The 24,880-nt window shown below is 61.6% G+C and carries 23 protein-coding genes and 1 pseudogene; 11 read left to right on the top strand and 13 right to left on the bottom strand.

From position 1 onward, the window contains the following. Positions 1-5: 5 nt before the first annotated feature. Positions 6-959, top strand: coding sequence for a methyltransferase (locus tag AC1RBR_RS16520; protein ID WP_492565591.1), 954 nt, complete (start codon positions 6-8; stop codon positions 957-959). 17 nt (positions 960-976) lie between these two features. Continuing rightward, complete coding sequence (ligD, locus tag AC1RBR_RS16515) at positions 977-3,595, top strand: DNA ligase D (RefSeq protein ID WP_492565589.1); 2,619 nt, start codon at positions 977-979, stop codon at positions 3,593-3,595. Here the strand turns inward: ligD and AC1RBR_RS16510 are convergent, their stop codons facing one another. Continuing rightward, a complete protein-coding gene (locus tag AC1RBR_RS16510) occupies positions 3,596-4,018 on the bottom strand; it encodes a hypothetical protein (RefSeq protein ID WP_492565587.1) in 423 nt (140 codons plus the stop codon). Positions 4,019-4,086: 68 nt separating this feature from the next. Beyond that, the gene (locus AC1RBR_RS16505; protein WP_492565585.1) at positions 4,087-4,401 is read right to left on the bottom strand and encodes a DUF2388 domain-containing protein; all 315 of its coding nucleotides are present in this window, start codon (positions 4,399-4,401) and stop codon (positions 4,087-4,089) included. A 171-nt stretch (positions 4,402-4,572) separates the two neighbouring features. On the opposite strand from AC1RBR_RS16505, the pseudogene AC1RBR_RS16500 reads away from it, so the two are divergent. The 3 genes and pseudogenes from AC1RBR_RS16500 to mqo all read left to right on the top strand — a co-directional run. Beyond that, positions 4,573-5,343 (top strand): annotated as a pseudogene (locus AC1RBR_RS16500) (HAMP domain-containing protein); the annotation flags it as partial. Continuing rightward, the gene (locus AC1RBR_RS16495; protein ID WP_373558112.1) at positions 5,338-6,201 is read left to right on the top strand and encodes a methyl-accepting chemotaxis protein; all 864 of its coding nucleotides are present in this window, start codon (positions 5,338-5,340) and stop codon (positions 6,199-6,201) included. The pseudogene AC1RBR_RS16500 and the gene AC1RBR_RS16495, both read left to right, overlap by 6 nt. Before the next feature lie 447 nt (positions 6,202-6,648). Next, entirely contained in the window at positions 6,649-8,295 is a 1,647-nt protein-coding gene (gene mqo / locus AC1RBR_RS16490; protein ID WP_166497826.1) for a malate dehydrogenase (quinone), read from the top strand. A gap of 69 nt (positions 8,296-8,364) precedes the next feature. Here mqo and AC1RBR_RS16485 read toward each other — a convergent pair whose 3' ends face one another. The 3 genes from AC1RBR_RS16485 to AC1RBR_RS16475 all read right to left on the bottom strand — a co-directional run bounded on the left by AC1RBR_RS16485 (position 8,365) and on the right by AC1RBR_RS16475 (position 11,309). Then, the gene (locus AC1RBR_RS16485; protein ID WP_492565584.1) at positions 8,365-8,796 is read right to left on the bottom strand and encodes a nuclear transport factor 2 family protein; all 432 of its coding nucleotides are present in this window, start codon (positions 8,794-8,796) and stop codon (positions 8,365-8,367) included. A 608-nt stretch (positions 8,797-9,404) separates the two neighbouring features. Beyond that, complete coding sequence (locus AC1RBR_RS16480; RefSeq protein ID WP_492565582.1) at positions 9,405-10,271, bottom strand: CAP domain-containing protein; 867 nt, start codon at positions 10,269-10,271, stop codon at positions 9,405-9,407. A 264-nt stretch (positions 10,272-10,535) separates the two neighbouring features. Beyond that, the gene (locus AC1RBR_RS16475) at positions 10,536-11,309 is read right to left on the bottom strand and encodes an alpha/beta hydrolase (RefSeq protein ID WP_492565580.1); all 774 of its coding nucleotides are present in this window, start codon (positions 11,307-11,309) and stop codon (positions 10,536-10,538) included. 112 nt (positions 11,310-11,421) lie between these two features. Between AC1RBR_RS16475 and AC1RBR_RS16470 the strand changes: the two genes are divergently transcribed. Further along, on the top strand, positions 11,422-12,381 hold the full coding sequence (locus tag AC1RBR_RS16470) for an aldo/keto reductase (RefSeq protein ID WP_492565578.1): 960 nt from the start codon (positions 11,422-11,424) through the stop codon (positions 12,379-12,381). A gap of 4 nt (positions 12,382-12,385) precedes the next feature. Here AC1RBR_RS16470 and AC1RBR_RS16465 read toward each other — a convergent pair whose 3' ends face one another. After that, a complete protein-coding gene (locus AC1RBR_RS16465; RefSeq protein ID WP_492565577.1) occupies positions 12,386-13,279 on the bottom strand; it encodes a LysR family transcriptional regulator in 894 nt (297 codons plus the stop codon). Positions 13,280-13,474: 195 nt separating this feature from the next. On the opposite strand from AC1RBR_RS16465, the gene AC1RBR_RS16460 reads away from it, so the two are divergent. Continuing rightward, a complete protein-coding gene (locus tag AC1RBR_RS16460) occupies positions 13,475-13,897 on the top strand; it encodes a (R)-mandelonitrile lyase (RefSeq protein WP_492565575.1) in 423 nt (140 codons plus the stop codon). Between the two features lie 182 nt (positions 13,898-14,079). Here the strand turns inward: AC1RBR_RS16460 and paoC are convergent, their stop codons facing one another. The 4 genes from paoC to AC1RBR_RS16440 form a co-directional block, all read right to left on the bottom strand. Further along, positions 14,080-16,275 carry an aldehyde oxidoreductase molybdenum-binding subunit PaoC gene (paoC, locus tag AC1RBR_RS16455; protein WP_492565574.1) on the bottom strand — a complete coding sequence of 732 codons (2,196 nt, stop codon included), beginning with the start codon at positions 16,273-16,275 and terminating at the stop codon, positions 14,080-14,082. Then, positions 16,272-17,228 carry an FAD binding domain-containing protein gene (locus tag AC1RBR_RS16450; RefSeq protein WP_492565572.1) on the bottom strand — a complete coding sequence of 319 codons (957 nt, stop codon included), beginning with the start codon at positions 17,226-17,228 and terminating at the stop codon, positions 16,272-16,274. The genes paoC and AC1RBR_RS16450 overlap by 4 nt, the downstream gene beginning before the upstream one ends. Continuing rightward, a complete protein-coding gene (gene paoA / locus AC1RBR_RS16445; RefSeq protein ID WP_492565570.1) occupies positions 17,225-17,848 on the bottom strand; it encodes an aldehyde dehydrogenase iron-sulfur subunit PaoA in 624 nt (207 codons plus the stop codon). Before paoA ends, AC1RBR_RS16450 begins: the two co-directional genes overlap by 4 nt. Before the next feature lie 426 nt (positions 17,849-18,274). Further along, positions 18,275-20,029, bottom strand: coding sequence for an L-lactate permease (locus AC1RBR_RS16440; RefSeq protein ID WP_492567251.1), 1,755 nt, complete (start codon positions 20,027-20,029; stop codon positions 18,275-18,277). A 242-nt stretch (positions 20,030-20,271) separates the two neighbouring features. On the opposite strand from AC1RBR_RS16440, the gene AC1RBR_RS16435 reads away from it, so the two are divergent. Beyond that, positions 20,272-20,478, top strand: coding sequence for a hypothetical protein (locus tag AC1RBR_RS16435; RefSeq protein ID WP_041073476.1), 207 nt, complete (start codon positions 20,272-20,274; stop codon positions 20,476-20,478). Between the two features lie 45 nt (positions 20,479-20,523). On the opposite strand, the gene AC1RBR_RS16430 is transcribed toward AC1RBR_RS16435, so the two are convergent. After that, on the bottom strand, positions 20,524-20,796 hold the full coding sequence (locus AC1RBR_RS16430) for a hypothetical protein (RefSeq protein WP_492565568.1): 273 nt from the start codon (positions 20,794-20,796) through the stop codon (positions 20,524-20,526). 316 nt (positions 20,797-21,112) lie between these two features. On the opposite strand from AC1RBR_RS16430, the gene AC1RBR_RS16425 reads away from it, so the two are divergent. Further along, complete coding sequence (locus AC1RBR_RS16425; RefSeq protein ID WP_492565566.1) at positions 21,113-22,192, top strand: hypothetical protein; 1,080 nt, start codon at positions 21,113-21,115, stop codon at positions 22,190-22,192. A 2-nt stretch (positions 22,193-22,194) separates the two neighbouring features. Continuing rightward, on the top strand, positions 22,195-22,548 hold the full coding sequence (locus AC1RBR_RS16420; protein WP_492565564.1) for a DUF1428 domain-containing protein: 354 nt from the start codon (positions 22,195-22,197) through the stop codon (positions 22,546-22,548). Between the two features lie 118 nt (positions 22,549-22,666). On the opposite strand, the gene AC1RBR_RS16415 is transcribed toward AC1RBR_RS16420, so the two are convergent. Next, a complete protein-coding gene (locus AC1RBR_RS16415; RefSeq protein WP_492565562.1) occupies positions 22,667-22,861 on the bottom strand; it encodes a hypothetical protein in 195 nt (64 codons plus the stop codon). Between the two features lie 105 nt (positions 22,862-22,966). On the opposite strand from AC1RBR_RS16415, the gene thpR reads away from it, so the two are divergent. Further along, positions 22,967-23,506, top strand: coding sequence for an RNA 2',3'-cyclic phosphodiesterase (gene thpR / locus AC1RBR_RS16410; RefSeq protein ID WP_492565561.1), 540 nt, complete (start codon positions 22,967-22,969; stop codon positions 23,504-23,506). 247 nt (positions 23,507-23,753) lie between these two features. On the opposite strand, the gene AC1RBR_RS16405 is transcribed toward thpR, so the two are convergent. After that, on the bottom strand, positions 23,754-24,851 hold the full coding sequence (locus tag AC1RBR_RS16405) for a polyamine ABC transporter substrate-binding protein (RefSeq protein WP_027611685.1): 1,098 nt from the start codon (positions 24,849-24,851) through the stop codon (positions 23,754-23,756). Positions 24,852-24,880: the final 29 nt, after the last annotated feature.

Genomic DNA, 24,880 nt, shown 5'->3' with positions numbered 1-24,880 from the left:
TCTCCATGAATCAGGAAGAACAACTGTCCGCCAACGACCTGACGCTGCTGCAACTCGGCCGGCGCTTGCAGGCCGACGGCTACCGTTTCATCACGCCAACGCCATTGACCCATCAGCGGGTCAACCAGCGTGACGAAGGGCAGGTGGCCGATACCCTGCGCGACGTCTTCGGCTGGTCGCGCCCGTTCGAACCGGGGCTGTTGTCCGCTGACGAACAGCGGCAATTGCAGGAGGCACAAGTGATTGACGCCTACGACGGCCGCTTGAAGAGCCGGGTGCGCTGGTCGAGCCTGGATGACTTGTTGTTCGTGCATTCCGGCTTTCCCACCGATGCCGCCGATTCGGTGTTTTTCGGCCCGGATACCTACCGTTTCGCGCAGCTGATTCACGCGCATCTGCAACACAGCTTCGCGCCGATTCAGCGTGCGGTGGACATTGGCTGCGGCGCCGGCGTCGGCGCAATCCTGATTGCCCGCGCGCGCCGCGAAGCCGAGGTGCTGGCGGTGGACATCAATCCCGCCGCGCTGCGCCTGACCGCGATCAATGCCGCATTGGCCGAGGTCGCCAATGTCGAGGTGCTGGCCAGTGATGTACTGCAGGGCACTGAAAGCAACTTCGATCTGATCGTCGCCAACCCGCCGTATATGGCTGACCCGGCCGGGCGTGCTTATCGGCATGGCGGTGGCTCGCTCGGTGCGGGGTTGTCGCTGCGTATCGTCGAGCAGGCGCTCAATCGACTGGCGCCCGGTGGCTCGTTGCTGTTGTACACAGGGGTAGCGATGGTCGATGGTCGTGATCCGTTTTTCGACACTGTGGTGCCACGCCTGGATTCGACGCGATTCGGCTGGACCTATCGCGAACTGGATCCTGACGTGTTCGGTGAAGAGTTGTTGAACCCCGGTTACCAGCGCGTGGACCGGATCGCCGTGGTCGCGCTGACCGTGACCCGCATTGGCTGACACAAGGCAGGTGCGCCATGAACAGGAACCTCGACGATTACAACCGCATGCGCGATTTCTCGGCGACCTCGGAGCCCGCCGCCGTCAAACGCCGTGGCCGCAGCAAGGCCACTGAACATGCGCTGCAATTCTGCATCCAGAAGCACGATGCTTCGCACCTGCATTACGACTTTCGCCTGGAACTCGATGGCGCACTGAAGAGCTGGGCGGTGCCCAAGGGCCCATCGCTCGACCCCAAGGTCAAGCGCCTGGCGGTGCACGTCGAAGACCATCCATTGGATTACGCGACGTTCGAGGGCAGCATCCCCGAGGGGCATTACGGCGCCGGCGATGTGATTGTCTGGGATCGTGGCGTGTGGATTCCGCTGGAGGATCCGGCCAAGGCTTACGCCAAGGGCAAACTCAAGTTCGAGCTGCAGGGCGAAAAGCTCTCGGGGATCTGGAACCTGGTGCGCACGCACATGCCGGGCAAGAAGGAGAACTGGTTTCTGATCAAACATCAGGACAGCGCCGCGCGCCCGCAAGACGACTACGACGTGCTCAGCGCCGAGCCGGACAGCGTGCTCAGCGAACGCACCCTGATCAGCAAACCCAAGCTCGCCGCCGAGCAAGCCAAGCCAGTGAAGAAGTCCCCGGCCAAACCGCGCAAGGCGGCGTCCGGGACGCTCACCGGTGCGCGCAAGGCCAAACTGCCGGCGCAGCTCAAACCGGAGCTGGCGACTCTGGTCGACAGCGCACCCGAAGGACAGTGGAGTTACGAGATCAAGTTCGACGGCTACCGGATCATGGCGCGCATCGATCACGATCAGGTGCAACTGTTCACCCGCAACGGCCACGACTGGACGCACAAACTGCCGCAACAGGCGCAGGCTCTCGCGGCCTTGGGCCTGGAATCGGCATGGCTGGATGGCGAAATGGTGGTCGCCAACGAACATGGTGTACCGGATTTCCAGGCGCTGCAAAATGCCTTCGAAGCTGGGCGCAGCGCCAGCATCATGTACTACCTGTTCGACATGCCCTATCTCAACGGCGTCGACCTGCGTGAGGTGCCGGTCGAGGAACGCCGCGCGGCGTTGTCCACGGTACTCGGTGGGCATGAGCAGCCGTTGCTGCGCTTCTCCGAAGCCTTCGATGAAACTCCGGACGCGTTGCTTAACAGCGCCTGCCAGATGCAGATGGAAGGGCTGATCGGCAAACGCCTCGGCTCGCCCTACGTGTCACGGCGCAGCAGCGACTGGATCAAGCTCAAGTGCAAGCATCGGCAGGAATTCGTGGTTGTCGGCTACACCGATCCGAAAGGTGCGCGCAGTGCCTTCGGCGCGCTGTTGCTGGGCCTGCATGATCGCGACAGCGGCGAGTTGCGCTATGCCGGCAAGGTCGGCACCGGTTTCAACGAAACCACACTGAAAAGCATCCTCGCCCAGCTCAAGCCATTGCAGGTGAAGAAGGCTGCCGTGGTCAATCCGCCCAGCGGCTTCGAGGCCAAAGGTGTGCACTGGCTCAAACCCAATCTGTTGGCAGAAGTGGCATTCGCCGAAATGACCAAGGACGGTTCGGTGCGCCACGCTGTGTTCCATGGGCTGCGCAATGACAAACCGGCCAAGTCAATTACCGAGGAGCGCGCGAAACCCGTGAAGACTTCAGCGAAAGCTACCCCGTCGAAAAAAGCTGCCTCGTCGAAGAAAACTGCAGAATCAAAGAAAGCCACTGAGCCGAAGAAAGCCGAAGCTGCGCCATCACAGCTCGGCCTCGCCAGCGGCAAAGTGCGCATCACCCACCCCGACCGGGTGATCGATGCGGTCAGCGGCACCACGAAGATGCAACTGGCCGAGTATTACGCCAGCGTCGCCGAGTGGATCCTGCCGCAGCTCAAGGATCGCCCGGTCGCGCTGGTGCGGGCGCCGGACGGCATTGCCGGCGAGCTGTTCTTCCAGAAAAACGCCGAGCGCCTGGCGATTCCCGGCATCACCACGCTGGACAAGGACGTTACCGGGCAACCGGTGATGTTGATCAACAATGCCGAGGCCTTGATCGGCGCAGTGCAGATGAGCACGGTCGAGTTGCACACCTGGAACGCCACCACCGTCGATCTGGACAAGCCTGACCGCTTCGTCCTCGATCTCGACCCTGACCCTGCGCTGCCGTGGAAAAGCATGGTCGAAGCCACCGCACTGACCCTCACCGTGCTGGATGAACTGGGGCTCAAGGCCTTTCTCAAGACCAGTGGCGGCAAGGGCATTCACCTGGTGGTGCCGTTGACCCGCAAGCATGGCTGGGACGAGGTCAAGGATTTCAGCCATGCGATCGTCAGTCACATGGCCAAGCTGTTGCCGGAACGTTTCTCAGCGGTGTCCGGGCCGAAAAATCGTGTCGGGCGGATCTTTATCGATTACCTGCGCAACGGTCTGGGGGCCACCACTATTTGTACCTATGCCGCGCGTACCCGTGAGGGCCTGCCGGTGTCGGTACCGCTGTTTCGCGAAGAGGTGGGTGAAATCAAGGGCGGCAATCAGTGGAACATCAGCAATGTCCATGAGCGCCTGAACGATGTCGGCGATGAGCCGTGGGCCGACATGAAGAAAGTCCGCCAGAGCATCACTGCCGAGATGCGTAAGCGGGTCGGGATGAAACGCTGATCAGGTGTCGCGCAGCAAGTCGTGGGCGTTGAGCAGTTCGAAGGCGATTTCGGGGTGGTTGTTCAGGCCCCGGCGAATCGCGGCCGGGATGGACTTGCGCGTCTTGCGGCACAGCCCCGGCAGTGCATTGATCTGAATCTCGATGCCGAGCATGCTGCGCACCTCATGAAACCCCGGAGCGACTTCCACGCGCAGGCCCAACTGCTCGTGCATGCGCTGTTGCAGATGCCGCAAGTCCGCGAGGTCTTTGAGTTGTTCCAGGCGAGCGAGGAGGATTTTTTCCTGCTCGCGGGTCAGGCGCAGAATGCGCAGATCAGTGCCGGGCGTTTCCAGCAACGATTCGCGCCCGCAATCGCAGGCGCCGGGCGGGCAGGGTGAGCGCAAAGGCGCAGCAGGCGCAAGAGTCGTCATGGCCTCCATCATAGAGGCCGTCGGACAGTTTTGCCTATGCGCCTTCAGCTGCCGTCCATCGGCCGCTGCGTCCCTGGCAATTACTGATTCAGGCCTTCGTAATGCGCCAGAATCGCGTTGGCGAGATCTTCATCGCTGGCATTGAGGCCGGGATTGTCGTGACGCACCTGTTGCAGCACCGATTCCAGATAAACCCCACGGATGGCTCCGCCGCTGGCGACGAACGCTGACAGGTCGTCGCGCGCCGGGATCACCATTTTGTGATCCTTGAAGGTCGAGTACAGCGAGGCGGAAACACCCGCCGAGGTGGCGACATCGCCGGCATCGACACGGGCCAGCGCCGAGCCGACAGGGAGGCAGAGCAGGAGAGAAGAAACGAGCACTAACTTGCGCATGACGGTGTTCCTCCACAAGCGCGAAGCAAAAAGGAAGACTACATAATCTCAGAGGTGCGACCTTTGCCGGAGTTCCGTCGAACGCGCGGATACTTGCTGAAACGCTCTGAAGCGGCACTTCTGCACAAATAAGCTTAACTGAAATCCTGACAGGCGCATTCGGCGCGCCTCATGGAGGAACTCACGGTGTCGATCAAATTGCGTTTGCTGTTGCTGATAGCAACCAGCCTGCTGACGGCGCTGATCGTGAGTCTGGTCAGCTATGTGGGGAATACGCGCATGTCCGCGGCGGTGAACGACAACGCGGTGAGCATGACCGCGCTGCGCAATCACATGGAAGCCGACATGATGCACGACGCGCTGAGGGCCGACGTGTACTCGGCGATGCTGGTCGGCTTGGGCAAAAGTACAGGCACGGCCGCCGAGGTGCGTGATTCGATCAGCGAGCACGCCACGCATTTTCGCGAAGTGCTGGAAGAAAACCTCAAATTGCCAGTCAACCCGACGATCAAGTCTGCGCTGGAACACATAAAACCCAGCCTGGACACCTACATTGCGGCGGCCGAGCGCATTGTCGGCCTGGCACTGGACAACCCGGACAGCGCGCAACGGGAGCTGGGCACGTTCAACACTGCTTTCACTGCGCTTGAAGAGCAGATGGCCGCGCTCAGCGAACTGATCGAAAGCAATACCCGCGACACCAGTCAGGCCACCGAAAGCGCCATTCGCAATGCCAACATTGCCCTCGGTGTGGTGTTGCTCGCCGGTCTGCTGCTGTTGCTGGCGCAGGGGCGCTGGGTGACTCGCAGCATCATGGGGCCCCTGAAGTCCGCCAACCACATCGCGCAAAGCATCGCCCACGGCAACCTCAGCGAGCCGATCAGCGAACCGCCCGGCAAGGACGAGGCCAGCACGCTGATCCGCAGTCTGGCGACCATGCAGCGCGACCTGCGCAACATGATCGACGTCGTGCGGCGCAACGCCCATGGCGTCAGCGGCATGAGCGAGCAGTTGAGTCACGGTTGCCATCAGGTCGCCGACAGCAGTCAGCAGCAAAGCGCCGCCGCCGGCACCATGGCCGCTGCCGCCAGCCAGATGACCGCCAGCATCGAGGAAATCACTCGTCATGCCGAACGCGCGCTGGGCATGGCCAATCAGGCCGAGTCGCTGGCCAAGAGCGGCGGGCAGGTGATCCATCAGGTGGTCAGCGACATGGACGACATCGCCCGCTCGGCGCAACAGTCGGCGCAGGTCATCCGCACGCTGGATCAGGAATCCGAAGGCATCTTCAATATCATTCAGGTGATCAAGAGCATTGCCGACCAGACCAACCTGCTGGCGCTCAACGCGGCCATCGAAGCCGCGCGGGCTGGCGAGCAGGGGAGGGGTTTTGCCGTGGTTGCCGACGAGGTGCGCAGCCTGGCCGCCCGCACCAGTGCTTCGACCCAGGAAATCGCCGCGATGGTCGCACGCATCCAGCACAGCACCCGCGAGGCGGTCAGCAGCATGGAGGCCGGCGTGGCCCAGGTCGACAAGGGCATGGCGGTGACGGCCGAAGTCGAACGGGCGATCCGCGAAATCCTCGATGCCACCCTCAGCACCACGCAACTGGTCAACGACATCACTCGCACCATCGGCGAACAGAGTCATGCCAGCAACGAAATCGCCCATCAGGTGGAGATGATCGCCGGGATGTCCGAGGGCAACAGCAAGGTGATCGGGCAGACGGCCAATACTACCGATGAGTTGTCGAGTCTCGCGGGGGCGTTGGCGTTGTCGGTGGATCGGTTTCGCTTGTAGTGCCGCTATCGCGAGCAGCCCCATTCCCTGTAGGAGTGAGCCTGCTCGCGATGGGGCCAGCCCAGCCATCACAGGTTTCGGGATCATGTTCAGCCCAAACCGGCCGATAACGTCCACAGCGGAAAAAGACTCTCAAGTCGGGAACAGACGCGCGGGTTTGCCCTGACGTGATATTCTTCGCGCCAACTTGGTTTGACCTTATTCGGTTTGCCTGCCTTTGGGGCGGGCTGACGGAATCCCTGTCGCTCAAGTAGCTGAAGCCAATAATGATAAGAAGTCAGTTCAGAAGGGACATTAACTGAGGTCGATGCGGTACGTCGGCCTTGTGTGCCCACCCGTCTAAATTGAAGTGTGCCGGAATCTGCGACGCGAGCCTGAGCGTCATCAAAGCGGATCGCATACAGATAACAGCGGCGGGCGGAAGGCGTTTTATCATAGGTGCAACGGATGTTTAAGAAAGTGAACACAGCCTTGCTAGGGCTGGCTTTGGCGATGGGGATGTCGTCCGCCAATGCTGCAGAAGCAAAGAAAGTCGACGTTCTGCTGATCGGCGGCGGCATCATGAGCACCACTCTGGGTGTGTGGATCAATGAGCTGGAGCCAAGCTGGTCGATGGAAATGGTCGAGCGCCTCGATGGCGTCGCCCTGGAAAGCTCCAACGGCTGGAACAACGCCGGTACCGGTCACTCGGCGCTGGCTGAGCTGAACTACACCCCGGAAGACGACAAAGGCAACGTGACGATCCCGAAAGCTGTCGAGATCAACGAAGCGTTCCAGGTGTCCCGTCAGTTCTGGGCCTGGCAGGTTCAGCAAGGCGTTCTGAAGAACCCTCGCTCGTTCATCAACACCACTCCGCACATGAGCTTCGTGTGGGGCGATGACAACATCAAGTTCCTGAAAAAGCGCTACGAAGCCCTGCAAGCGAGCCCGCTGTTCGCCGGCATGCAGTACTCCGAAGACCCGGCTGTGATCAAGAAGTGGGTCCCGCTGATGATGGAAGGGCGTGACCCGAACCAGAAAATCGCGGCCACCTGGAGCCCGCTGGGTACCGACATGAACTTCGGCGAAATCACCCGCCAGTTCGCCGCTTACCTGCAGACCAAGCCTAACTTCGATCTGAAACTGTCCAGCGAAGTGCAGGACATCACCAAGAACGAAGACGGCACCTGGCGCGTCAGCTACAAAAACCTGAAAGACGGCACCAAAACCGAAACCGACGCCAAGTTCGTGTTCATCGGCGCTGGTGGCGGCGCTCTGCACCTGCTGCAGAAGTCGGGCATTCCTGAAGCCAAGGAATACGCTGGCTTCCCGGTCGGCGGCTCGTTCCTGGTGACCGATAACCCGGCCATCGCCGAGCAGCACCTGGCCAAGGCCTACGGTAAAGCTTCGGTTGGCGCACCACCGATGTCGGTCCCGCACCTGGATACCCGTGTTCTGGACGGCAAGCGCGTCATCCTGTTTGGCCCATTCGCGACCTTCAGCACCAAGTTTCTCAAAGAAGGCTCGTACCTGGACCTGCTGACCAGCACCACCACCCACAACATCTGGCCGATGACCAAGGTCGGCATCAAGGAATACCCGCTGGTCGAGTACCTGGCCGGTCAACTGATGCTGTCGGATGAAGACCGTCTGAACGCGCTGAAGGAATACTTCCCGAACGCCAAAGCCGAAGACTGGCGCCTGTGGCAAGCCGGCCAGCGCGTGCAAATCATCAAGCGTGATGAAGCCGCTGGCGGCGTGCTGAAACTGGGCACCGAAATCGTTGCTGCGCAAGACGGCTCCATCGCCGGCCTGCTGGGCGCATCGCCAGGCGCGTCGACCGCTGCACCGATCATGCTGAGCGTGCTGCAGAAAGTCTTCAAAGACAAAGTCGCCACCCCTGAGTGGCAGGCCAAGCTGCACCAGATCGTTCCAAGCTACGGCACTCAACTGAACAACGATCCGGCCAAAGTGGCACAAGAGTGGGCGTACACCGCCAAGATTCTCGAACTGCCGACTCCACCGGTGATCGGTCAGGCTGCTGCTCCGGCCGCACCTGCAGCTGAAAAAGCTGAAGCGCCGAAGGAAAATGCTGCACGTGACATGGCGCTGTAACTAGACGCCTGATGCACAAAAGCCCACTGAACCGGTAACGGTCAGTGGGCTTTTTTGTGGCGCCTGATCCTACTTTGGTTTCGCGCTTGCCAGATACGCACCAAGCCGCCGCCCCATTTCTTCGCCGAGGGCCTGCAAGCCGCTCAACGGCCGCACCATCACCTCGAACTCGACAATTTTCCCGCTTTCATCAAAGCGAATCATGTCGATCCCCTTCAACTCTTTTGCCCCCACCTTGGCACTGAACTCCAGCACCACATTCAAGCCATCGGCAGTCGCCAGTTCGCGGTGGTATTTGAAGTCTTCAAACACGTTGCATACGGTGCTGAGGATCATCGTCACCACTTGCGCGCCGGGGTAAGGCGAGTGGGCCATGGGCGAGCGGAATACCGCGTTCGGGTCGAGCAGTTCGGGCAAGGCCTTGAGGTTGCCGGTGCGGATTATCTCGTGCCAGCGTTTCAGGGATTCGGCGGCGTTGGGGTGCAGGTTCAGTTCGGACATTGACCACTCCTGGAATTGTTGTTGTTCTTCGCGCGACGGCAATCACTCTAGTTCAAAGCGGCGGATCACGAACCGTTGTGTGCCGATCTGAATACCAGAGCATGGGCGGAGCGGATCAGATTGGCATCTGATCCGTATTTTTCTGCTGGATCTGCCTCTGTAACCGGTTCAGTCAGGCGCTCAGAATAGCCCGGCATTTCGGTCACCCGCGGCAGCCCTTCATCCTGAAGCGCCCGGTGCACCGCAAGCTCAACATTAAGGAGAGCAGCATGAACAAGATGGCGATTTTCCTCGGTGGGTTTCTGACGTTGACCATTCTGATCGGAATGCTCGCGACGATTTCTCCGGTCTGAACCCCGGCCGTTTTACACCAGACTCCAGCGCCCTTTTTTGTCGAAGGGCGCGATTGTTTCTACTGCGCTGTAATTTCTCGCATCAAACCGAACTGGACTGAACCGGGAGGCGGCGCAAGCGATTGAGGGTGTATGTACCGGCCCCTTCGCGAGCAAGCCCGCTCCCACATGGATTTGTGAACAACACAGATCCAGTGTGGGAGCGGGCTTGCTCGCGAAGGGGTCAGTAGCCTCTCTGAAAATCTCTCAAGCCAATCAAGGCGCACCAAACACCATCGTCCAGTACACGCCTTCATCACTGCGCGCCTCACTGGCGAACCCGGCGCCGACCTGGGTGAACATCGGATTCATCAGGTTGGCGCAGTGCCCGGGGCTGGCCAGCCATCCGGCCATCGCCTTGCCTGGTGAACTCTGGCCGGCGGCGATATTCTCGCCGATCTGCCGACCTCGATAACCCGCCGCCCGGGCGCGATCTGCCGGCATATCGCCGTCCGGGTCGCGATGGGCGAAGTAGTTGCCGTAGGCCATGGCTTTGCTGTGGCCTTGTGCGGCGGCTCCCAGCGCGGCGTTCCAGCTCAGGGGGCGGGCGGCGGCGAAGCGTTGGCGCCCGCACATCCGTGGGCGTGCCCGGGCGGCGTTGACCTCCGCAAGCAAGGCCTTGCCGACGCTGCGGTTGTCGCCGACACGACTGTCGAGCACCGGTCGCGCCAGCACCACTTGCCATTCACCGCGGGAGCGGCTGACGCCGATATCGGCGTACTGCGCGTCAAGCAGGGCGGAGCAGTGGCTGTCTTGCAGCTGTTCGAAGGCTTCCTCAGCATCCCCGGCACCGACAATGCGGATACTGCGCACCGCTACCGCCGAATAACCGGAAGATTTCAACCTCTCGCGCAAGCCACCGCCGTAGCCATAGCCGATCGGCAACGCCAGATTCGATTTCAGCGACAGTGGCGCCAGGCGCTGGGCAGGGCGGCGGTCGCAACGTTGCGGATGGGCGCGATAGTCGTTGATCGCGGCGGCCAGTTGCCGCTCTTCGCTGGCGTGGGAGGTCTCGGTGAATAGTGAGGCAAGGATCAGCAGGCACAGCGAAACGAAGCGTGATGAGCGAACGACATGGCGCATGGGACGGCAGACTCAGGGAAAAAGACAGTGCTGAAGTGGGCGGCCGCGGAATACGGCGCCACTAGGACTGGGCTTTTTGCACTTGGTTCATGCTGGCCACCTGGCTTTTTTGTGGGTTGATTCAGGGGGTGGCGATCATTGGATTTTGTGTTGTCCGCACTGGCGCCTTCGCGAGCAAGCCCGCTCCCACCTTGGCAATGCGTACCTCTGTGGGAGCGGGCTTGCTCGCGAAGGGGCCAGTTCAGCCTACGCAATAATCGGCTATCAGCGATCAAGTACTTCCTGCATCCACTGCAGATACTGCACCCGCTCGGAAATCGAGTTGTGCCCCGAGTCCGGCACCACCCGCAGCGTCGCCACGCCTTTGGGGAAATGCGCCAGCAGCCGCTGCGTGCTGTTCCGTGGAATCACCTCGTCATCGCTGGCCGCCAGCAGCAGGGTCGGCACTTGAATGTGCGCGGCATAGCGGCCCGACTCGAAGCGATCCTTGAGCAACCATTTGACCGGAAACCACGGGTATTGGCGGACGGCAATTTCTTCGAGGCTGTTGTACGGCGTCACCAGAATCAATCTGGTCGCCGGACGCTGACTCGCCAGCCGCACCGCCACCCCCGATCCCAGGCTGCGGCCGATCACGGCAATCTGCGGATGGCTGGCGTACACCTGATCAAACAGCGCCAGCGCATCTTCGGCAATCGCTTCTTCCGAAGGTGAGCCGCCGCTGCCACCGAAGCCCCGGTAGTTCAGCAAAAACACCGCGTAGTCGGGAAAAGCCTCGCTGAACGACGGCAGATTGCGCGACACATCTTCGGCATTGCCGCCAAAGTAGATCAGCGCTTTTGGCCCGGCATGCGCGCGCGTGGTCACCCACACATCGGCCTCCGGCATCGCCAGTTTCAGCCGCGAATCTTCCGTAGTCACGGCGTTGTCAGGCTGGGGGAAATAGATCAGCGAGCGCTGAAAAATGAACAGCGCCCCGCACAGCAACAGGTAGAGGGCGATGAGCAAGGCGACGAGTGACATCAGTTTTCTGGACATTCGACTAACTTTAACGGGGCGCGGGTGTTCGCAGTCGCAGTGTAGTCCAGCGAATCCGGCTGGCCGTCGTCGCACACAACGTGCAACAGATTCACGCAGCAGGGGAACCCGCATGAGCCACACTGAGGGTTGCTCCCGTCGCCGCTTGCTCACGCTGGCTGCCGGGGTTTCGGCGGTCCTGACCTTTGACCGGGCGTTGGCCACTGCCATCACGCCGACTGCCACTTCGCCGAGCCAGGCAGGAGACCAGACCATGCAGACCCGCGCCATCCCTTCCAGCTCCGAGCTGTTGCCCATAGTGGGCGTGGGCACTTATCGCGGCTTTGACGTTGCCCCCGGCGATCCGGCTTATAAGCTATTGCCAGCAGTGCTCGACGAGCTGTTCAAAAAGGGTGGCACGTTGATCGACAGCTCGCCGATGTATGGCCGCGCCGAGCAAACTACTGGCGAGCTGCTATCGATTCACGAACCGCGTTCACCCGCGTTTCTGGCGACAAAGGTCTGGACCCGAGGGCGCAAGGAAGGTATCGCGCAGATGGAGGAATCCTTCCGTCTGCTGCGCACCGAACGCATCGACCTGATGCAGATCCACAATCTGCTGGACTGGCAGAGCCATCTGCCAATCCTGCGCGAATGGAAAGAACAGGGGCGCATTCGCTACATCGGCATCACCCATTACACGCCGTCGGCCTACGATGAAGTCGAAGCGCTGCTCAAGGCCGAACAACTCGACTTCCTGCAAATCAACTACGCCCTCGATGATCGCGGTGTGGAGAAACGCATTCTGCCGTTGTGCCGTGAACGCGGGGTGGCGGTGATCTGCAATCGGCCGTTCGGTGGCGGCGACTTGCTCGCCCGACTCAAGGGCAAGCCCTTGCCGGCCTGGGTCTCGGACGTGCAGGTCAACAGCTGGCCGCAACTGGCGCTGAAGTTCCTGCTGTCGCACCCGGCGGTGACCTGCGTGATTCCCGGTACCGGCAACCCACGCTATATGGCTGACAACGCCGGCGCCGGGTTCGGGCCGATGCTCACCGATGCGCAGCGCCACCAGTTGATTGCGCTGTTGGGGTAGGCGTTCACCCGCGATACCGCAACGCCTCCACCAACAACGCAAACGCCGGCGCCGCCTGCCGTCGGCTCGGGTAGTACAGGTGGTAACCGGCAAACGTCGGGCACCAGTCTGCCAACACTTGCAGCAGGCTCCCGTCGGCCAGATGCGGCGCGACGATGTTTTCCGGAATGTAGCTGAGGCCGAAACCGTCGACTGCGGCGTCGAGTAGCGGGTAGACGCCATTCAGCGTGACTTGCCCGGACACTCGTACCTTGAGGCTTTCGTCACCCTTCTCGAATTCCCAGGTGTACAGCCCGCCGTTGGTGGGCAGACGCAGGTTGTTGCAGGCGTGGTCAGTCAAGTCTCTTGGTGTTTGCGGGCGTGCACGGTTGGCGAAATAGGCCGGCGAGCCGACCACCGCCATGCGCATGTCCGGGCCGATGCGCGTGGCGATCATGCCTTGGGCCACGTCTTCGCCCAGGCGTATGCCGGCGTCGAAGCCTTGTCCGGCGATGTCGACGAAACCGTAATCGCAGATCACCTCGACGGCGATATCGGGGTACTGCGGCAGGAATTCCTTGAGCACCGGACGCAGCAGCCAGTTCAGCGAATGATCGGTGGCGCTGATACGGATCCGGCCGGCCGGGGTTTCGCGCAGGTTGCTCAGGGCCGCCAGTTCCTGTTCGATCTCTTCGAAGCGCGGGCCGATGGTTTGCAGTAAATGTTCGCCGGCCTCGGTAGGGGAGACGCTGCGGGTGGTGCGGGTCAGCAGGCGCAGGCCCAGACGCGCTTCAAGGGCGCGAATGGTATGGCTGAGCGCCGATTGCGAGACGCCGAGTCTGGCTGCCGCTTTGGTGAAACTGCGCTCGCGGGCCACGGCGAGGAAGGCGAGCAGGTCACTGGCGTTTTCTCGAAGCATTGATGAGTGTCCTGCATAAGTTTTTTCGAATTCTAGTCGATTATCTGAAGAGTACGGCTCGGTAAAGTGCCGCAAGTTCCCTGTAGGAGCTGCCGAAGGCTGCGATCTATTGAGTTGTTTTCAGGATCAAGATCAAAAGATCGCAGCCTGCGGCAGCTCCTACAGGGAGGTTTCTTGCAGATTTGGAGTCTTGTGATGAATGCACATATCTCAGGCGTCACCGTTACCCCCAACGGTTCACAACCCTCAGCCAAAGGCCCGGCAGACTGGTTCACTGGCACTGTGCGTGTTGACGCGCCGTTCAAAGGCAGCGACGCCGCGCGCGTCAGCGGCGCCACGGTGACCTTCGAGCCCGGCGCACGCACGGCGTGGCATACCCATCCGTTGGGTCAGACGCTGATCGTCACCGCCGGTTCAGGTTTTGTGCAGGAGTGGGGTCAGCCAGTTCGGCAGATCCGTCCCGGCGATACGGTGTGGATCGCGCCGCAGGTGAAGCACTGGCATGGCGCCGCGCTGACCACGGCGATGACGCACATCGCGATTGCCGAGGTGCTGGAGGGTGAAGTGGTGGAGTGGATGGAGCAGGTGAGTGCTGAGCAGTATTTGCGATCCGAGTGACGCGGTTCCCTCACCCCAGCCCTCTCCCGGAGGGAGAGGGGGCCGATTGGGGGACGTCTGTGAGCACCTACGCTGAATCCATAATCGACACGATCTCTCATGTCGGCGCATCGCATAAGACAACTCGGTCAGTCCCCTCTCCCTTTGGGAGAGGGTTAGGGTGAGGGGCTTTTCCAGGTTGCTCAGGTCATCTCTGGCAACGAATCGAGGATCTTGTCCAGCGTAATCGGATACTCACGCACCCGCGCCCCGGTGGCGTTGTAGATTGCATTCGCTACCGCCGCGCTCACGCCGCAAATCCCCAGTTCACCCACACCCTTGGCTTTCATCGGCGATGAAATCGGATCGGTTTCGTCGAGGAAAATCACTTCCTGATGCGGAATGTCGGCATGCACCGGCACCTCGTATCCGGCGAGGTCATGATTGACGAAAAAGCCCAGCCGCTTGTCCACCGCCAGCTCTTCCATCAACGCCGCACCGACGCCCATGGTCATCGCGCCGATCACCTGGCTGCGCGCGGCTTTCGGGTTGAGAATCCGTCCCGCCGCGCACACCGCGAGCATGCGCCGCACGCGGACTTCGCCGGTCGCTGCATCCACCGCAACTTCAACGAAATGCGCGCCGAAAGTCGACTGCTGATACTGCTTGGCGAGATCGCCGAATTCGATGCTGTCCTCGGCCTCGACCACGCCATCTTTTGCCGCATCACGCAGCGGCAGGGTCTTGCCACCGGCGCGCACCTGACCGTCGGCGAACTCGACATCGCTGCCACTCAGGCCCAGTTTCCCGGCCACGGCTTCGCGCAGTTTCATGCACGCCGCATACACCCCGGCAGTCGAGCAATTGCCGCCGAACTGGCCACCGGAGCCGGACGACACCGGGAAGGTCGAATCCCCCAGATGCACGCTGACATCCGCCAGCCCCACGCCCATCATCTCGGCCGCTGTCTGAGCGATGATCGTGTAGCTGCCGGTGCCGATGTCGGTCATGTCGGTTTCCACCGTGACCTTGCCGTCGCGCTCCAGCCGCACTCGGGCGCCGGACTTCAGCAGCAGGTTGTTGCGAAACGCGGCGGCGACGCCCATGCCGATCAGCCAGCGGCCTTCGCGACGACTGCCGGGTGTTGCGTTGCGCTGGTTCCAGCCGAATTTCTCGGCGCCGGTCTGCAGGCATTCGATCAGGCGCCGCTGGGAGAACGGACGCTCGGTTTTCACCGGATCGACCTGGGTGTCGTTGAGGATGCGGAACTGCACCGGATCGAGCTTGAGCTGCTCGGCCATTTCGTCCATGGCGATTTCCAGCGCCATGAGCCCCGGCGCTTCACCCGGCGCACGCATGGAATTGCCTTCGGGCAGATCCAGCGGCGCCCGGCGCATGGTCACCCGGCGGTGTTCCCCGGCATAAAGCAACTGGCTAGGCTGCGCGGCGACTTCGACCTTGCCGTCCTTGAGGTTGCCCGACCATCCTTCGTGAGCGATGGCGCTGAGCTTGCCGTCCGCCGTGGCGCCCATCCGAATGCGCTGGATCGTGGCCGGGCGGTGGGTGGTGTTGTTGGCCATTTGCGGGCGGGCGAGGGCGACTTTCACCGGGCGGTTGGCCAGGCGCGCACCGAGGGCGGCGAGGATCGCGTCGGCGCGGATGAACAGTTTGCCGCCGAAGCCGCCGCCAATGTATGGCGAGATCAGGCGCACGTTCTCCTTGGGCAGGCCAAGGGTGGTGGCGACATCGCCGACGCTCCAGGCGATCATCTGATTGGAGGTCCACAAGGTCAGATGATCACCTTTCCACGCGGCCAGGGTCGCGTGCGGTTCCATCATCGCGTGGGACTGATCGGGAGTGGTGTAGGTCTGGTCGAACTGCACCGGTGCAGCGGCGAAGGCCGAGTCGAAATCGCCGTGGGTCACGTCGGGCAACTCGTCGTCTTCGACACCCTGGTCGCGCACATTGGCCAACTCGAACTCGCCTTTGGCCGCGACGTAATCGACCTTGACCAGTTGCGCTGCGGCGCGGGCCTGTTCGAAGGTCTCGGCGACCACCAGCGCCACGGCCTGATGATAGTGCTGTACCTCGGGCCCGGCGAGCAGCGGCGCCGCGTTGTATTGGCCCTTGCCGAGTTTGCCGGCATTGGCGGCAGTGACGATCGCCAGCACGCCGGGCGCGGCTTCGGCGGCGTCGAGATCGATGTGGCTGATGCGGCCCTTGGCGATGGCCGAGCCGACCATGAAGCCGTAGGCCTGATTCGCCACGGCCTCGTGCTGCTCGTAGGCATATGGCGCCTGTCCGCTGGTTTTCAGCGGGCCTTCAATGCGGTCGGTGGGTTTGCCGACGACCTTGAGCTGGTCGATCGGATTGGTGGTGGCGGGCGTGTCGAACTTCATGCTTGATCCCTCGCTTGCGCCAACACCGAGCCGAGCGTGCGCTCGACCAGGGTCAGTTTGAATTGGTTGTCGTGGGTTGGCGTGGCACCGTCGAGCAGGCGCTCGCTGACGGCTTTTGCACCTTTGGGCAGCAACGCGTCGGCGTCTTCGATCCGCCACGGTTTCGGCGCAATACCGCCGACCGCCACGCGGCCACTGCCGTCCTTTTGCAGGATCAGACCGACCGATACCAGCGCGAAAGCGTACGACGAACGATCGCGCACCTTGTGATAAATGTGCGTGCCGCCGACCGGCGCCGGCAGGGTCACTGCGGTAATGAACTCGCCTGCTGTGAGGCTGGTTTCGATGTTCGGCGTGTTGCCCGGCAGTTGATGGAAATCGGCGATGGCGATGCTGCGTGTGCTGCCGTCCGGCTTCACCGTTTCAACCTGCGCGTCGAGGGCGCGCATGGCAATTGCCATGTCACTCGGGTGGGTGGCGATGCAGGCGTCACTGACACCGATCAGCCCCAATTGCCGGCTGACCCCGCCAATCGCCGCGCAGCCGCTACCGGGCTGGCGTTTGTTGCAGGCCTGATTGACGTCATAGAAGTACGGGCAGCGGGTGCGTTGCAGCAGGTTGCCGGCGGTGCTCGCCATGTTGCGCAACTGGCCCGAGGCCCCGGCGAGCAGGGCGCGGGAAAGCAGTCCGTAGTCTTTGCGCACGCGGCTGTCAGCGGCCAGGTCGGTGTTGCGCACCAGCGCGCCGATGCGCAATCCGCCTTCAGGCGTGGCTTCGATCTGATCGAGGCCCAGGTGGTTGACGTCGATCAGGTGCAGCGGGGTTTCGATGTCGAGTTTCATCAGGTCCAGCAGGTTGGTGCCGCCGGCGATGAACTTCGCGCCTTCGACCTGTGCCGCCAGCGCTGCGGCTGCGGCAGGGGATTCGGCGCGGCTGTAATTGAACGCTCTCATGCTGGCACCTGCGCGACTTCAGTGATGGCTTCGATGATGTTCGAGTAGGCGCCGCAGCGGCAGATGTTGCCGCTCATGCGTTCCTGGAATTCGCTGGCAATCAGTTGCGGGGCTTCGGTCAGGCTGGGGCTGACGTGGCTGGGAATGCCCTCGCGGATTTCCTTGAGCACCGCCACCGCCGAGCAGATCTGCCCCGGCGTGCAATAGCCGCACTGGTAGCCGTCGTGCTTGATGAACGCGGCCTGCATCGGGTGCAAATTGTCGGGCATGCCGAGCCCTTCGATGGTGGTGATCTCGCTGCCTTCGTGCATCACCGCCAGGGTCAGGCAGGCATTGATTCGGCGGCCGTCGGCGATCACCGTACAGGCGCCGCACTGGCCGTGGTCGCAGCCTTTCTTGCTGCCGGTCAGGTGCAGATGTTCGCGCAGGGCGTCGAGCAGGGTGGTGCGGTTGTCGATCTCAAGGGCTTGGGGTTTACCGTTGACGTTGATCGTCAGTTTGGCCATGGCGGGTTGCTCCAGACTGGCCGCGTAGGCCTTGAGGCTAATGAAGGGGGGCATTGCAAACGCGGTGGCGGTCACCGCGCCGAGGATCAGGAATCTTCGTCGGGAAATCGTCATGCTTAGATTCCTCTCTGGCTTAATCAGGACGGCAGGGATTGAAGGGCCCAATCGGGCGCGCCGGCATGTTTGCCGGTCTCGTTCTTGGAATGACCTGCGCGGAGGGGAAAAGGTTTTTGCGGATTTGCGCTATAGAGTTATGCGCATGGCTCATCAATCTTCTGATCGACGCATAGCCAAATTTGGGGGCATGCCTATCAATGTGGGAGGGGGCTTGCTCCCGAAGGCGTCGCAACAGTTCGCCTATGGGTTGAATGACACACCGCTTTCGCGAGCAAGCCCGCTCCCACATTGAATGCATTCCAAATGTGGGAATGGGTTTGTCCCACGGTGAATGCATTCCAAATGTGGAAAGGGTTTATTCCCACAGAAGTGCATTTCAATGTGGGAGCGGGCTTGCTCGCGAAGAGGCCCTCCCAAACGACATCAGTGCCCGCCAACCACCATATACGTGAACGGCGCCACATACGCCTGCAACGTCACCAGCCCACCCACCAGGATGGCCAGCACGATCGAGTGGAAGAACACGTAGCGCAGAATCTCGCCCTCATGCCCATACCAGCGGGTCGCGGTGGAGGCGACCACGATCGATTGCGCATCGACCATCTTGCCCATCACGCCGCCGGAGCTGTTGGCCGCTGCCATCAGCACCGGGCTGATGCCCAGCTGTTCCGAGGTCACCCGTTGCAGTCCGCCGAACAGCACGTTCGAGGCCGTGTCCGAGCCAGTCAACGCGACGCCAAGCCAGCCGAGCAGGGTGCCGAACATCGGGTAGAACACCCCGGTCGCGGCGAACGCCAGACCCATGGTGGCGTCCAGTCCGGAATAACGCGTGAGAAACCCCAGCGCCAGCATCGCGGCGATGGTGATCAGCGAAAAGCGCACCACCCACAACGTGCGCAGGTATTGCTTGATCAGTTGCGGGATCGAATAGCCCATCAGCAACCCGCCGACAATCGCCGCCAGCAGAATGCCGCTTCCGGTGGAGGTGAGCCAGGTGAACTTGTAGACCGCTTCTTCAGCTTTCGGCGCCGCCACCACCGGCGGGACTTTTTCGATTTGCAGGTGCAGATTGGTGAAGGTCACGGCCGGAGCGAAAATCGGGTTGGCCTCGCGCAGCGGTTTGCCCTGTGGATCGAGCTTGGCCGATTGCGTGACCGGATCAATCGCCGGACGGGTGTCGAACATGTTTTTAAAGCCCTGAGTGCCCCAAGCAAACACGAACACGGTGAGGATGATCCATGGCATCCACGCACGCATCACCGCCGGGCGCGCCTGATCGCTGAACGCTGCGCTGGCGGTGACTTTCTCTTCCTCGACTTTCGAGTTGTCGACTCGCCCGGACAGTGCTGCCGAGGTGTGAACGGTCGCCGGTTTCCAGACTTTCAGGAACAACGTCAGACAGGCCATGGAAATCAGCGCGGCGATCACATCCACCAGCATCGGCCCGTGGTAGTTGGACACGAGGAATTGCGGCACCGCGAAGCTGACCCCGGCCACCAGAATCGCCGGCCAGATCTCCAGCATCTTGCGCCACCCGGCAAACGCCCAGATCAGCCAGAACGGCACCAGCACCGAGAAAAACGGCAGTTGCCGACCGACCATCATCGACAGCTCCATTTCCTCCAGTCCGGTGACCTTGGCCAGGGTGATGATTGGCGTACCGAGCGCGCCGAACGCCACCGGTGCGGTGTTGGCAATCAGCGCCAGCCCCGAGGCGGCCAAGGGTGAAAAACCGAGGCCGATCAGTATCGCCCCGGTCACCGCCACCGGCGTACCGAACCCGGCCGCGCCTTCGAAAAACGCGCCGAAGCAGAAGGCGATCAGCAGCAACTGCAAACGCCGGTCATCGGTGATTCGCGCAAGGGAATCCTGCAGCACTTTGAACGAGCCGTTCTCGGTGGTCAGGCGATGCAGAAAGATGATGTTGAGCACGATCCAGCCGATCGGCAGCAAACCATTGGCCGCACCGAACAGCGCCGCTGAACCGGCCATGCTCGCCGGCATGCCGAAGGCGAAGATCGAGATGAGCAGGGCTGAAGCCAACGCCAACAGCGCGGCCAGATGCGCCTTGACGTGAAAGAACGCCAGCGCCGCGAGCATCACCACCACCGGCACCGCGGCCATGAGCGTGGAGATCAGCGTGTTGCCGAACGGGTCGTAAATTTGCTGCCAGACCATGATCCACCTCTGCTTGTTGTTATCGAGGCGCAGATCCATTGCGTGGGAGTCGGTAAGCAGCAGTATAGGTGGCATTTCGCCGCTGCCCGGATGCAGGCGGCGGGCCGATCAACGGTCGTGCCCGGTCAGTGAATCAAAGTCTTTTTGACCTGTCGTATCAGCGGCTGCGCGCACTGCGTCCTGAAGGCGCGGGCAGCGACAGCCGTTCCGTCGTCAAGACCTTGGTTTCAGGGAAGTGTTGAATGAAGCGCGCTACAACGATGCTGCTGACCGTGACCGCCGCCGTATTGCTGGCAGGCTGTGTGGCGGACTTTGATGATGACCACCGACACGGGCGGCATTACGACCGCGATCACGGGCGTTATTACGACCATGACCGGCGCTGGGATGACCGTGATGACGGGCGCCGCGACGGACGCCGTTACTACCGTGATCGTGATGATGACTGAGTGAATGCCAAGAGGGCGTTCCCGCAACGGGAACGCCCTCGGCGATTAAAAATGAGCGCTCGCCCGGACGCTGGAATGCGCAGGCGCGGTGGCCTCGAGATCCAGCAAATGGGTGGCGAGTATGTCGCTCAGAAAGCGGAACTGATCGTTGATGCCGACCACTTCATTGCTGAAATGATTGCTCGCGGCGGGCATCAGCACATCGTCGAAATCTTCGTTGAACAGCAGCGCTTGGGTCTTGCGCGAGACAACATGCTGCTCGTAGTAGTTGCTGCCGAACACCGGGAAACTCACGGAGAGGGTGATGGTGCGAATCATGATGTGTACTCCTCGTTGCGTCTCGGATGGGTGAATCGTGCCTTCGCCGGGCGGCGGGCGGAAGGCAATCGTGGCGATGGTGAATATCGACGGCGTTGATGGTTGATGCCTCCCCCTGTGGGAGCGGGCTTGCTCGCGAATGCGTCGTTTCAGTCGACTCCGTTGTTGCCTGACACAGCGCTTTCGCGAGCAAGCCCGCTCCCACAGGTTGAATGCATTTCAAAGTGGGAGCGCCCGTCCGGCCATAACCGACAAACGGCCTGAGCCCCGCACCTATACTCAAATCTGTCTCCCTCCATTCAAGGACTCCGCCACCGTGAACCTGCGTGCGCTGAGCCTCGCCGCACTGTGTCTGCTGGCTGGCTGCGCCACCTCGGCCCGTGCCCCGGTGGCGCCGCCGGCTGTGGCGGTATCACCGGCGACCTGGCAGCAGATCGACCGCGACATCGTCAGTGCCTCGCAGCAATCGACCGAGCAAGTCAAAGTATTTGCCCGTGGCTCGATGGAACATTGGCGCACTCGCGTCTATCAGCAAACTGAAGAAAATTTCATTCCGTGGTTCAGCAGCTACTGGACCCAGGAATGGCTGTCGATGAAGGTCAGTTGGTACACGATCAGTGCCGGCGGCGAGCAGGACGCTTCGGCCAAGCGGCTGGCGCGCTATCTGCTTGAGCAATATCAGGAAAGGGTGCTGGCGCCGGTCGCGGTGGAGATTGATCCGGATGCGATCCTCGGCCAGGCCACGGCGTTCTACGCGCAACTGATGGCCCAGCAGATGCCGCTCATCGCCCAGCGTTATGGCGTGCCGGTGGCGCAGCTCAACGGGCGTCTGCAGAAAGTCCCGGCGATTGCCCTTGGCCCGCCGCCGGCGCGGGATGCCTCGTTGTACAAGGTCATCAGCACCGAGCCGCTGAACACTTTGCCGGCCTACGCCGCGTTGATCGACAGGATTCACACCGACGGTGGGGCCAAAGGCATCGGCTCGACCGACGCCGGCATGGCGCCCGTGGCCAAACGCGCGAGCCAGCGAATGGAGGCGGAAATGGCTCCGCGCGGTGCCGCCAGCGCCGTGGCGGCTGCGGCGGGCAAGTTGGTTGGCGGGGTGATTTCGATTGGTGTCGCGGGCATTCGCGCGATCATCCAGGCCAACGACCGGCCCGACAGCGAAGCGCTGATTCGCAGCAGCCTGGGCAGCACGTTCGACAAGGCCTGGGCGAAATTGCTGCAGAACCCGACCACCGGGGTCATGGCCGGAACACTGCATATCGCCGGACAGGTCGAAGGCAGCCTTGGTGGGGGTGAGCAACCGTCGGTCGGGCTGGGTGCGAATCGTGTCGAATGGCAGCCGCCGCAATCGACTACCCGACAGATCGAACCCAACGTGCAAGGAGAGTGATCATGGCTTACATCGATATTTTTGTAGCACCCGTGCCGAATGCCAATCGCGACCAGTATAAAAAACACTGTGAGATCGCCGCGAAACTGTTCAAGGAATACGGAGCGAAGGAGGTGGTTCAGTGCTGGGGCGATGACGTGCCGGACGGCAAAGTCACGTCATTTCCGATGGCGGTAAAACTCAAGGACGGCGAAACGGTGTCGTCCGGCTGGCTGATCTGGCCCGACAAAGCCATCCGCGATGCCGGTATGGCGAAAATGATGGAAGACCCGCGCATGCAACCGGACGTCAACCCGATGGGATTTGATGGGCAGCGCATGATCTTTGGTGGCTTCACGAACATTCTTGAAGCCTGAAGACCAGCGCTAATCCATTGTGGGAGCGGGCTTGCCCGCGAAGAGGCCGGCACAGCCAATAGCTTCATGGCTGACCCACCGCTTTCGCGAGCAAGCCCGCTCCCACAATGGCCTGTGGTCACTCTGCAGAGGGGGTAATCCGACAGCTTTTGCGGTGGCGGATTTCTTCTTCCGTCGGCCGCTCGCGAACGAATTCGAAACGCGGTTCACCTTCGCTGTAATGCACCAGCCAGCCCCATTCCAGCTCGCTTTCATCCTGCCCGGGGTTGGGTGGCTTGGCCCACCACGGTTCTTTGCTGAGGATCTCGCGCATGGCGGCCTCCGGTTCGATGGCAATCCTTGAACTATAGCCGGGTGTCGCAAGTCGTCAGAGAAGGCTGTGTAGAATCGGCCGATCGATGAGTGAAGGAGCAGGGCCATGACTGATGATGCGCGCAGGGATGAACCGTTCAAGCGACTGTTTTTTGCCCTCGACTGCCCACCAGCGCAACGCAAAGCCATCGCTCAGTGGCGCGGCGAGCTGGGGTTGCGCACCGGCAAACCGGTGCCGGCGGATAATTTTCACCTGACGCTGCTGTTCCTCGGTGCCGTGCCGCTGGCGCAGATCCATGAAGTCTGCGAGGCCGCCGGCAAGGTGCGCACGCCGGGTGAACCATTGAAGATCGTGCTGGATCGTCTGCAGGTCTGGCATCGGGCGGGGATTCTGTCTCTGGCGCCGGAACAGGCGCCGCCGGCCCTGTTGCGTCTGGTGTATGCGCTGGAACAGGCGATGCTGCCGTTCGGCTTCGAAGAATCGCCACGCGAGTTTCGCCCGCACCTGACCCTGGCTCGGGACTATCGGGCAGAAGCGCCGGAGGCCACTACGCCGCCGGAGTTTTTCCTGCGCGCCGAGCGCTTTGCCTTGTTCGAATCGCACAAGGGTCGCTATCGAATCCTGCAGGATTGGCCATTGAATTGAGCGCAGAAAAAAAGGCGCCCGAGGGCGCCTGAAATTCACCTGAGCCGAGGGAGCCAGGTGAGGCCGTTCATTGCAGGGTGCAGCGGTGGTAAGGCGCTGCGTGAACGGGAAATCATCAGTTCTTTGTGTCACAACACAGACCCACTGTAGGAGTGAGCCTGCTCGCGATGACGTCGGCACATTCAGCATCATTGCTGCCTGACATACCGCCATCGCGAGCAGGCTCACTCCTACAGGGTTATTCCGGTTATTTACCGAGTTTCACCCGGGTCCAGCCGCGGGTCATGATCCGCTGGGTGGCAATCGGCTGATCCGGCACCGCATACAACGTCGCCATTACCGCCTGCGACGGATACGAACCCGGGTCGTTGCGGATCGCTTCGTCCACCAGTGGCGTCGCCGCCGAGTTGGCGTTGCTATAGCCGTTGCTGTTGGTGATCTCGGCGATGATGTCCGGGCGCATCAGGAAGTTCATGAACAGGTAGGCGTTCTCTACGTTCGCCGCATCGCGCGGGATGGCGACCATGTCGTAGAAACTGCCGGCGCCTTCCTTCGGAATGCTGTAGTCGATCTGCACCTTGTTGCCGGCTTCCACCGCACGGGCCTTGGCCTGCAGCACATCACCGGAGTAACCGACCGCCACGCAGATGTTGCCGTTGGCCAGGTCGGAGATGTACTTCGAGGAATGGAAGTACGCCACGTACGGGCGGATCTTCATGAACAGCGCTTCGGCTTCGAGGATGTGCGCCTTGTCCTTGTCGTTCACCGGGTAGCCCAGGTAGTGCAGGGCGGCCGGGATCATTTCGGTCGGCGAGTCGAGGAAGCTGATGCCGCAGGCTTTCAGCTTTTCAGCGTTTTCCGGCTTGAACAGCAAGTCCCAGGAGTTGGTCGGGGCCTTGGCGCCGAGCACTTCCTTGACCTTGTCCGGGTTGTAGCCGATGCCGATCGAGCCCCACATGTACGGGAACGCGTGGGCGTTGTCCGGATCACTGGCGGAGGCGTTTTTCAGCAGCACCGGGTTGAGATTCTTCCAGTTCGACAGTTTCGATTTGTCGAGCGGCTGATAGACCCCGGCCTTGATCTGCTTGGCCAGGAAACTGTTGGACGGCACGACGATGTCGTAACCGGATTTGCCCGCCAGCAAACGCGCCTCGAGGGTCTCGTTACTGTCGAACACGTCGTAGGTCACCTGGATGCCGGTCTCGTCTTCGAACTTCTTTACGGTGTCCGGCGCGATGTAATCGGACCAGTTGTAAACACGCAGCACCTTGTCGTTGGCCTGGACGCCGGTGGCAATTGCGCCCATTAAGGACAGTGTCAGCAGAGTCCTGCCAAACATTTTCATCGGTGAAACTCCATTTTTTTTATTCAAAA

Source organism: Pseudomonas sp. GW823-FHT01D03 (genome assembly GCF_058798255.1).
This window is presented reverse-complemented; position numbering and strand designations above follow the sequence as displayed.

Excerpts from the sequence above, each read along its gene's own strand:
- AC1RBR_RS16520 (WP_492565591.1), top strand. The coding sequence starts at position 6 with ATGAATCAGGAAGAACAACTGTCCGCCAACGACCTGACGCTGCTGCAA.
- ligD (WP_492565589.1), top strand. The coding sequence starts at position 977 with ATGAACAGGAACCTCGACGATTACAACCGCATGCGCGATTTCTCGGCG.
- AC1RBR_RS16510 (WP_492565587.1), bottom strand. The coding sequence starts at position 4,018 with ATGATGGAGGCCATGACGACTCTTGCGCCTGCTGCGCCTTTGCGCTCA.
- AC1RBR_RS16505 (WP_492565585.1), bottom strand. The coding sequence starts at position 4,401 with ATGCGCAAGTTAGTGCTCGTTTCTTCTCTCCTGCTCTGCCTCCCTGTC.
- AC1RBR_RS16495 (WP_373558112.1), top strand. The coding sequence starts at position 5,338 with ATGCAGCGCGACCTGCGCAACATGATCGACGTCGTGCGGCGCAACGCC.
- mqo (WP_166497826.1), top strand. The coding sequence starts at position 6,649 with ATGTTTAAGAAAGTGAACACAGCCTTGCTAGGGCTGGCTTTGGCGATG.
- AC1RBR_RS16485 (WP_492565584.1), bottom strand. The coding sequence starts at position 8,796 with ATGTCCGAACTGAACCTGCACCCCAACGCCGCCGAATCCCTGAAACGC.
- AC1RBR_RS16480 (WP_492565582.1), bottom strand. The coding sequence starts at position 10,271 with ATGCGCCATGTCGTTCGCTCATCACGCTTCGTTTCGCTGTGCCTGCTG.
- AC1RBR_RS16475 (WP_492565580.1), bottom strand. The coding sequence starts at position 11,309 with ATGTCCAGAAAACTGATGTCACTCGTCGCCTTGCTCATCGCCCTCTAC.
- AC1RBR_RS16470 (WP_492565578.1), top strand. The coding sequence starts at position 11,422 with ATGAGCCACACTGAGGGTTGCTCCCGTCGCCGCTTGCTCACGCTGGCT.
- AC1RBR_RS16465 (WP_492565577.1), bottom strand. The coding sequence starts at position 13,279 with ATGCTTCGAGAAAACGCCAGTGACCTGCTCGCCTTCCTCGCCGTGGCC.
- AC1RBR_RS16460 (WP_492565575.1), top strand. The coding sequence starts at position 13,475 with ATGAATGCACATATCTCAGGCGTCACCGTTACCCCCAACGGTTCACAA.
- paoC (WP_492565574.1), bottom strand. The coding sequence starts at position 16,275 with ATGAAGTTCGACACGCCCGCCACCACCAATCCGATCGACCAGCTCAAG.
- AC1RBR_RS16450 (WP_492565572.1), bottom strand. The coding sequence starts at position 17,228 with ATGAGAGCGTTCAATTACAGCCGCGCCGAATCCCCTGCCGCAGCCGCA.
- paoA (WP_492565570.1), bottom strand. The coding sequence starts at position 17,848 with ATGACGATTTCCCGACGAAGATTCCTGATCCTCGGCGCGGTGACCGCC.
- AC1RBR_RS16440 (WP_492567251.1), bottom strand. The coding sequence starts at position 20,029 with ATGGTCTGGCAGCAAATTTACGACCCGTTCGGCAACACGCTGATCTCC.
- AC1RBR_RS16435 (WP_041073476.1), top strand. The coding sequence starts at position 20,272 with ATGAAGCGCGCTACAACGATGCTGCTGACCGTGACCGCCGCCGTATTG.
- AC1RBR_RS16430 (WP_492565568.1), bottom strand. The coding sequence starts at position 20,796 with ATGATTCGCACCATCACCCTCTCCGTGAGTTTCCCGGTGTTCGGCAGC.
- AC1RBR_RS16420 (WP_492565564.1), top strand. The coding sequence starts at position 22,195 with ATGGCTTACATCGATATTTTTGTAGCACCCGTGCCGAATGCCAATCGC.
- AC1RBR_RS16415 (WP_492565562.1), bottom strand. The coding sequence starts at position 22,861 with ATGCGCGAGATCCTCAGCAAAGAACCGTGGTGGGCCAAGCCACCCAAC.
- thpR (WP_492565561.1), top strand. The coding sequence starts at position 22,967 with ATGACTGATGATGCGCGCAGGGATGAACCGTTCAAGCGACTGTTTTTT.
- AC1RBR_RS16405 (WP_027611685.1), bottom strand. The coding sequence starts at position 24,851 with ATGAAAATGTTTGGCAGGACTCTGCTGACACTGTCCTTAATGGGCGCA.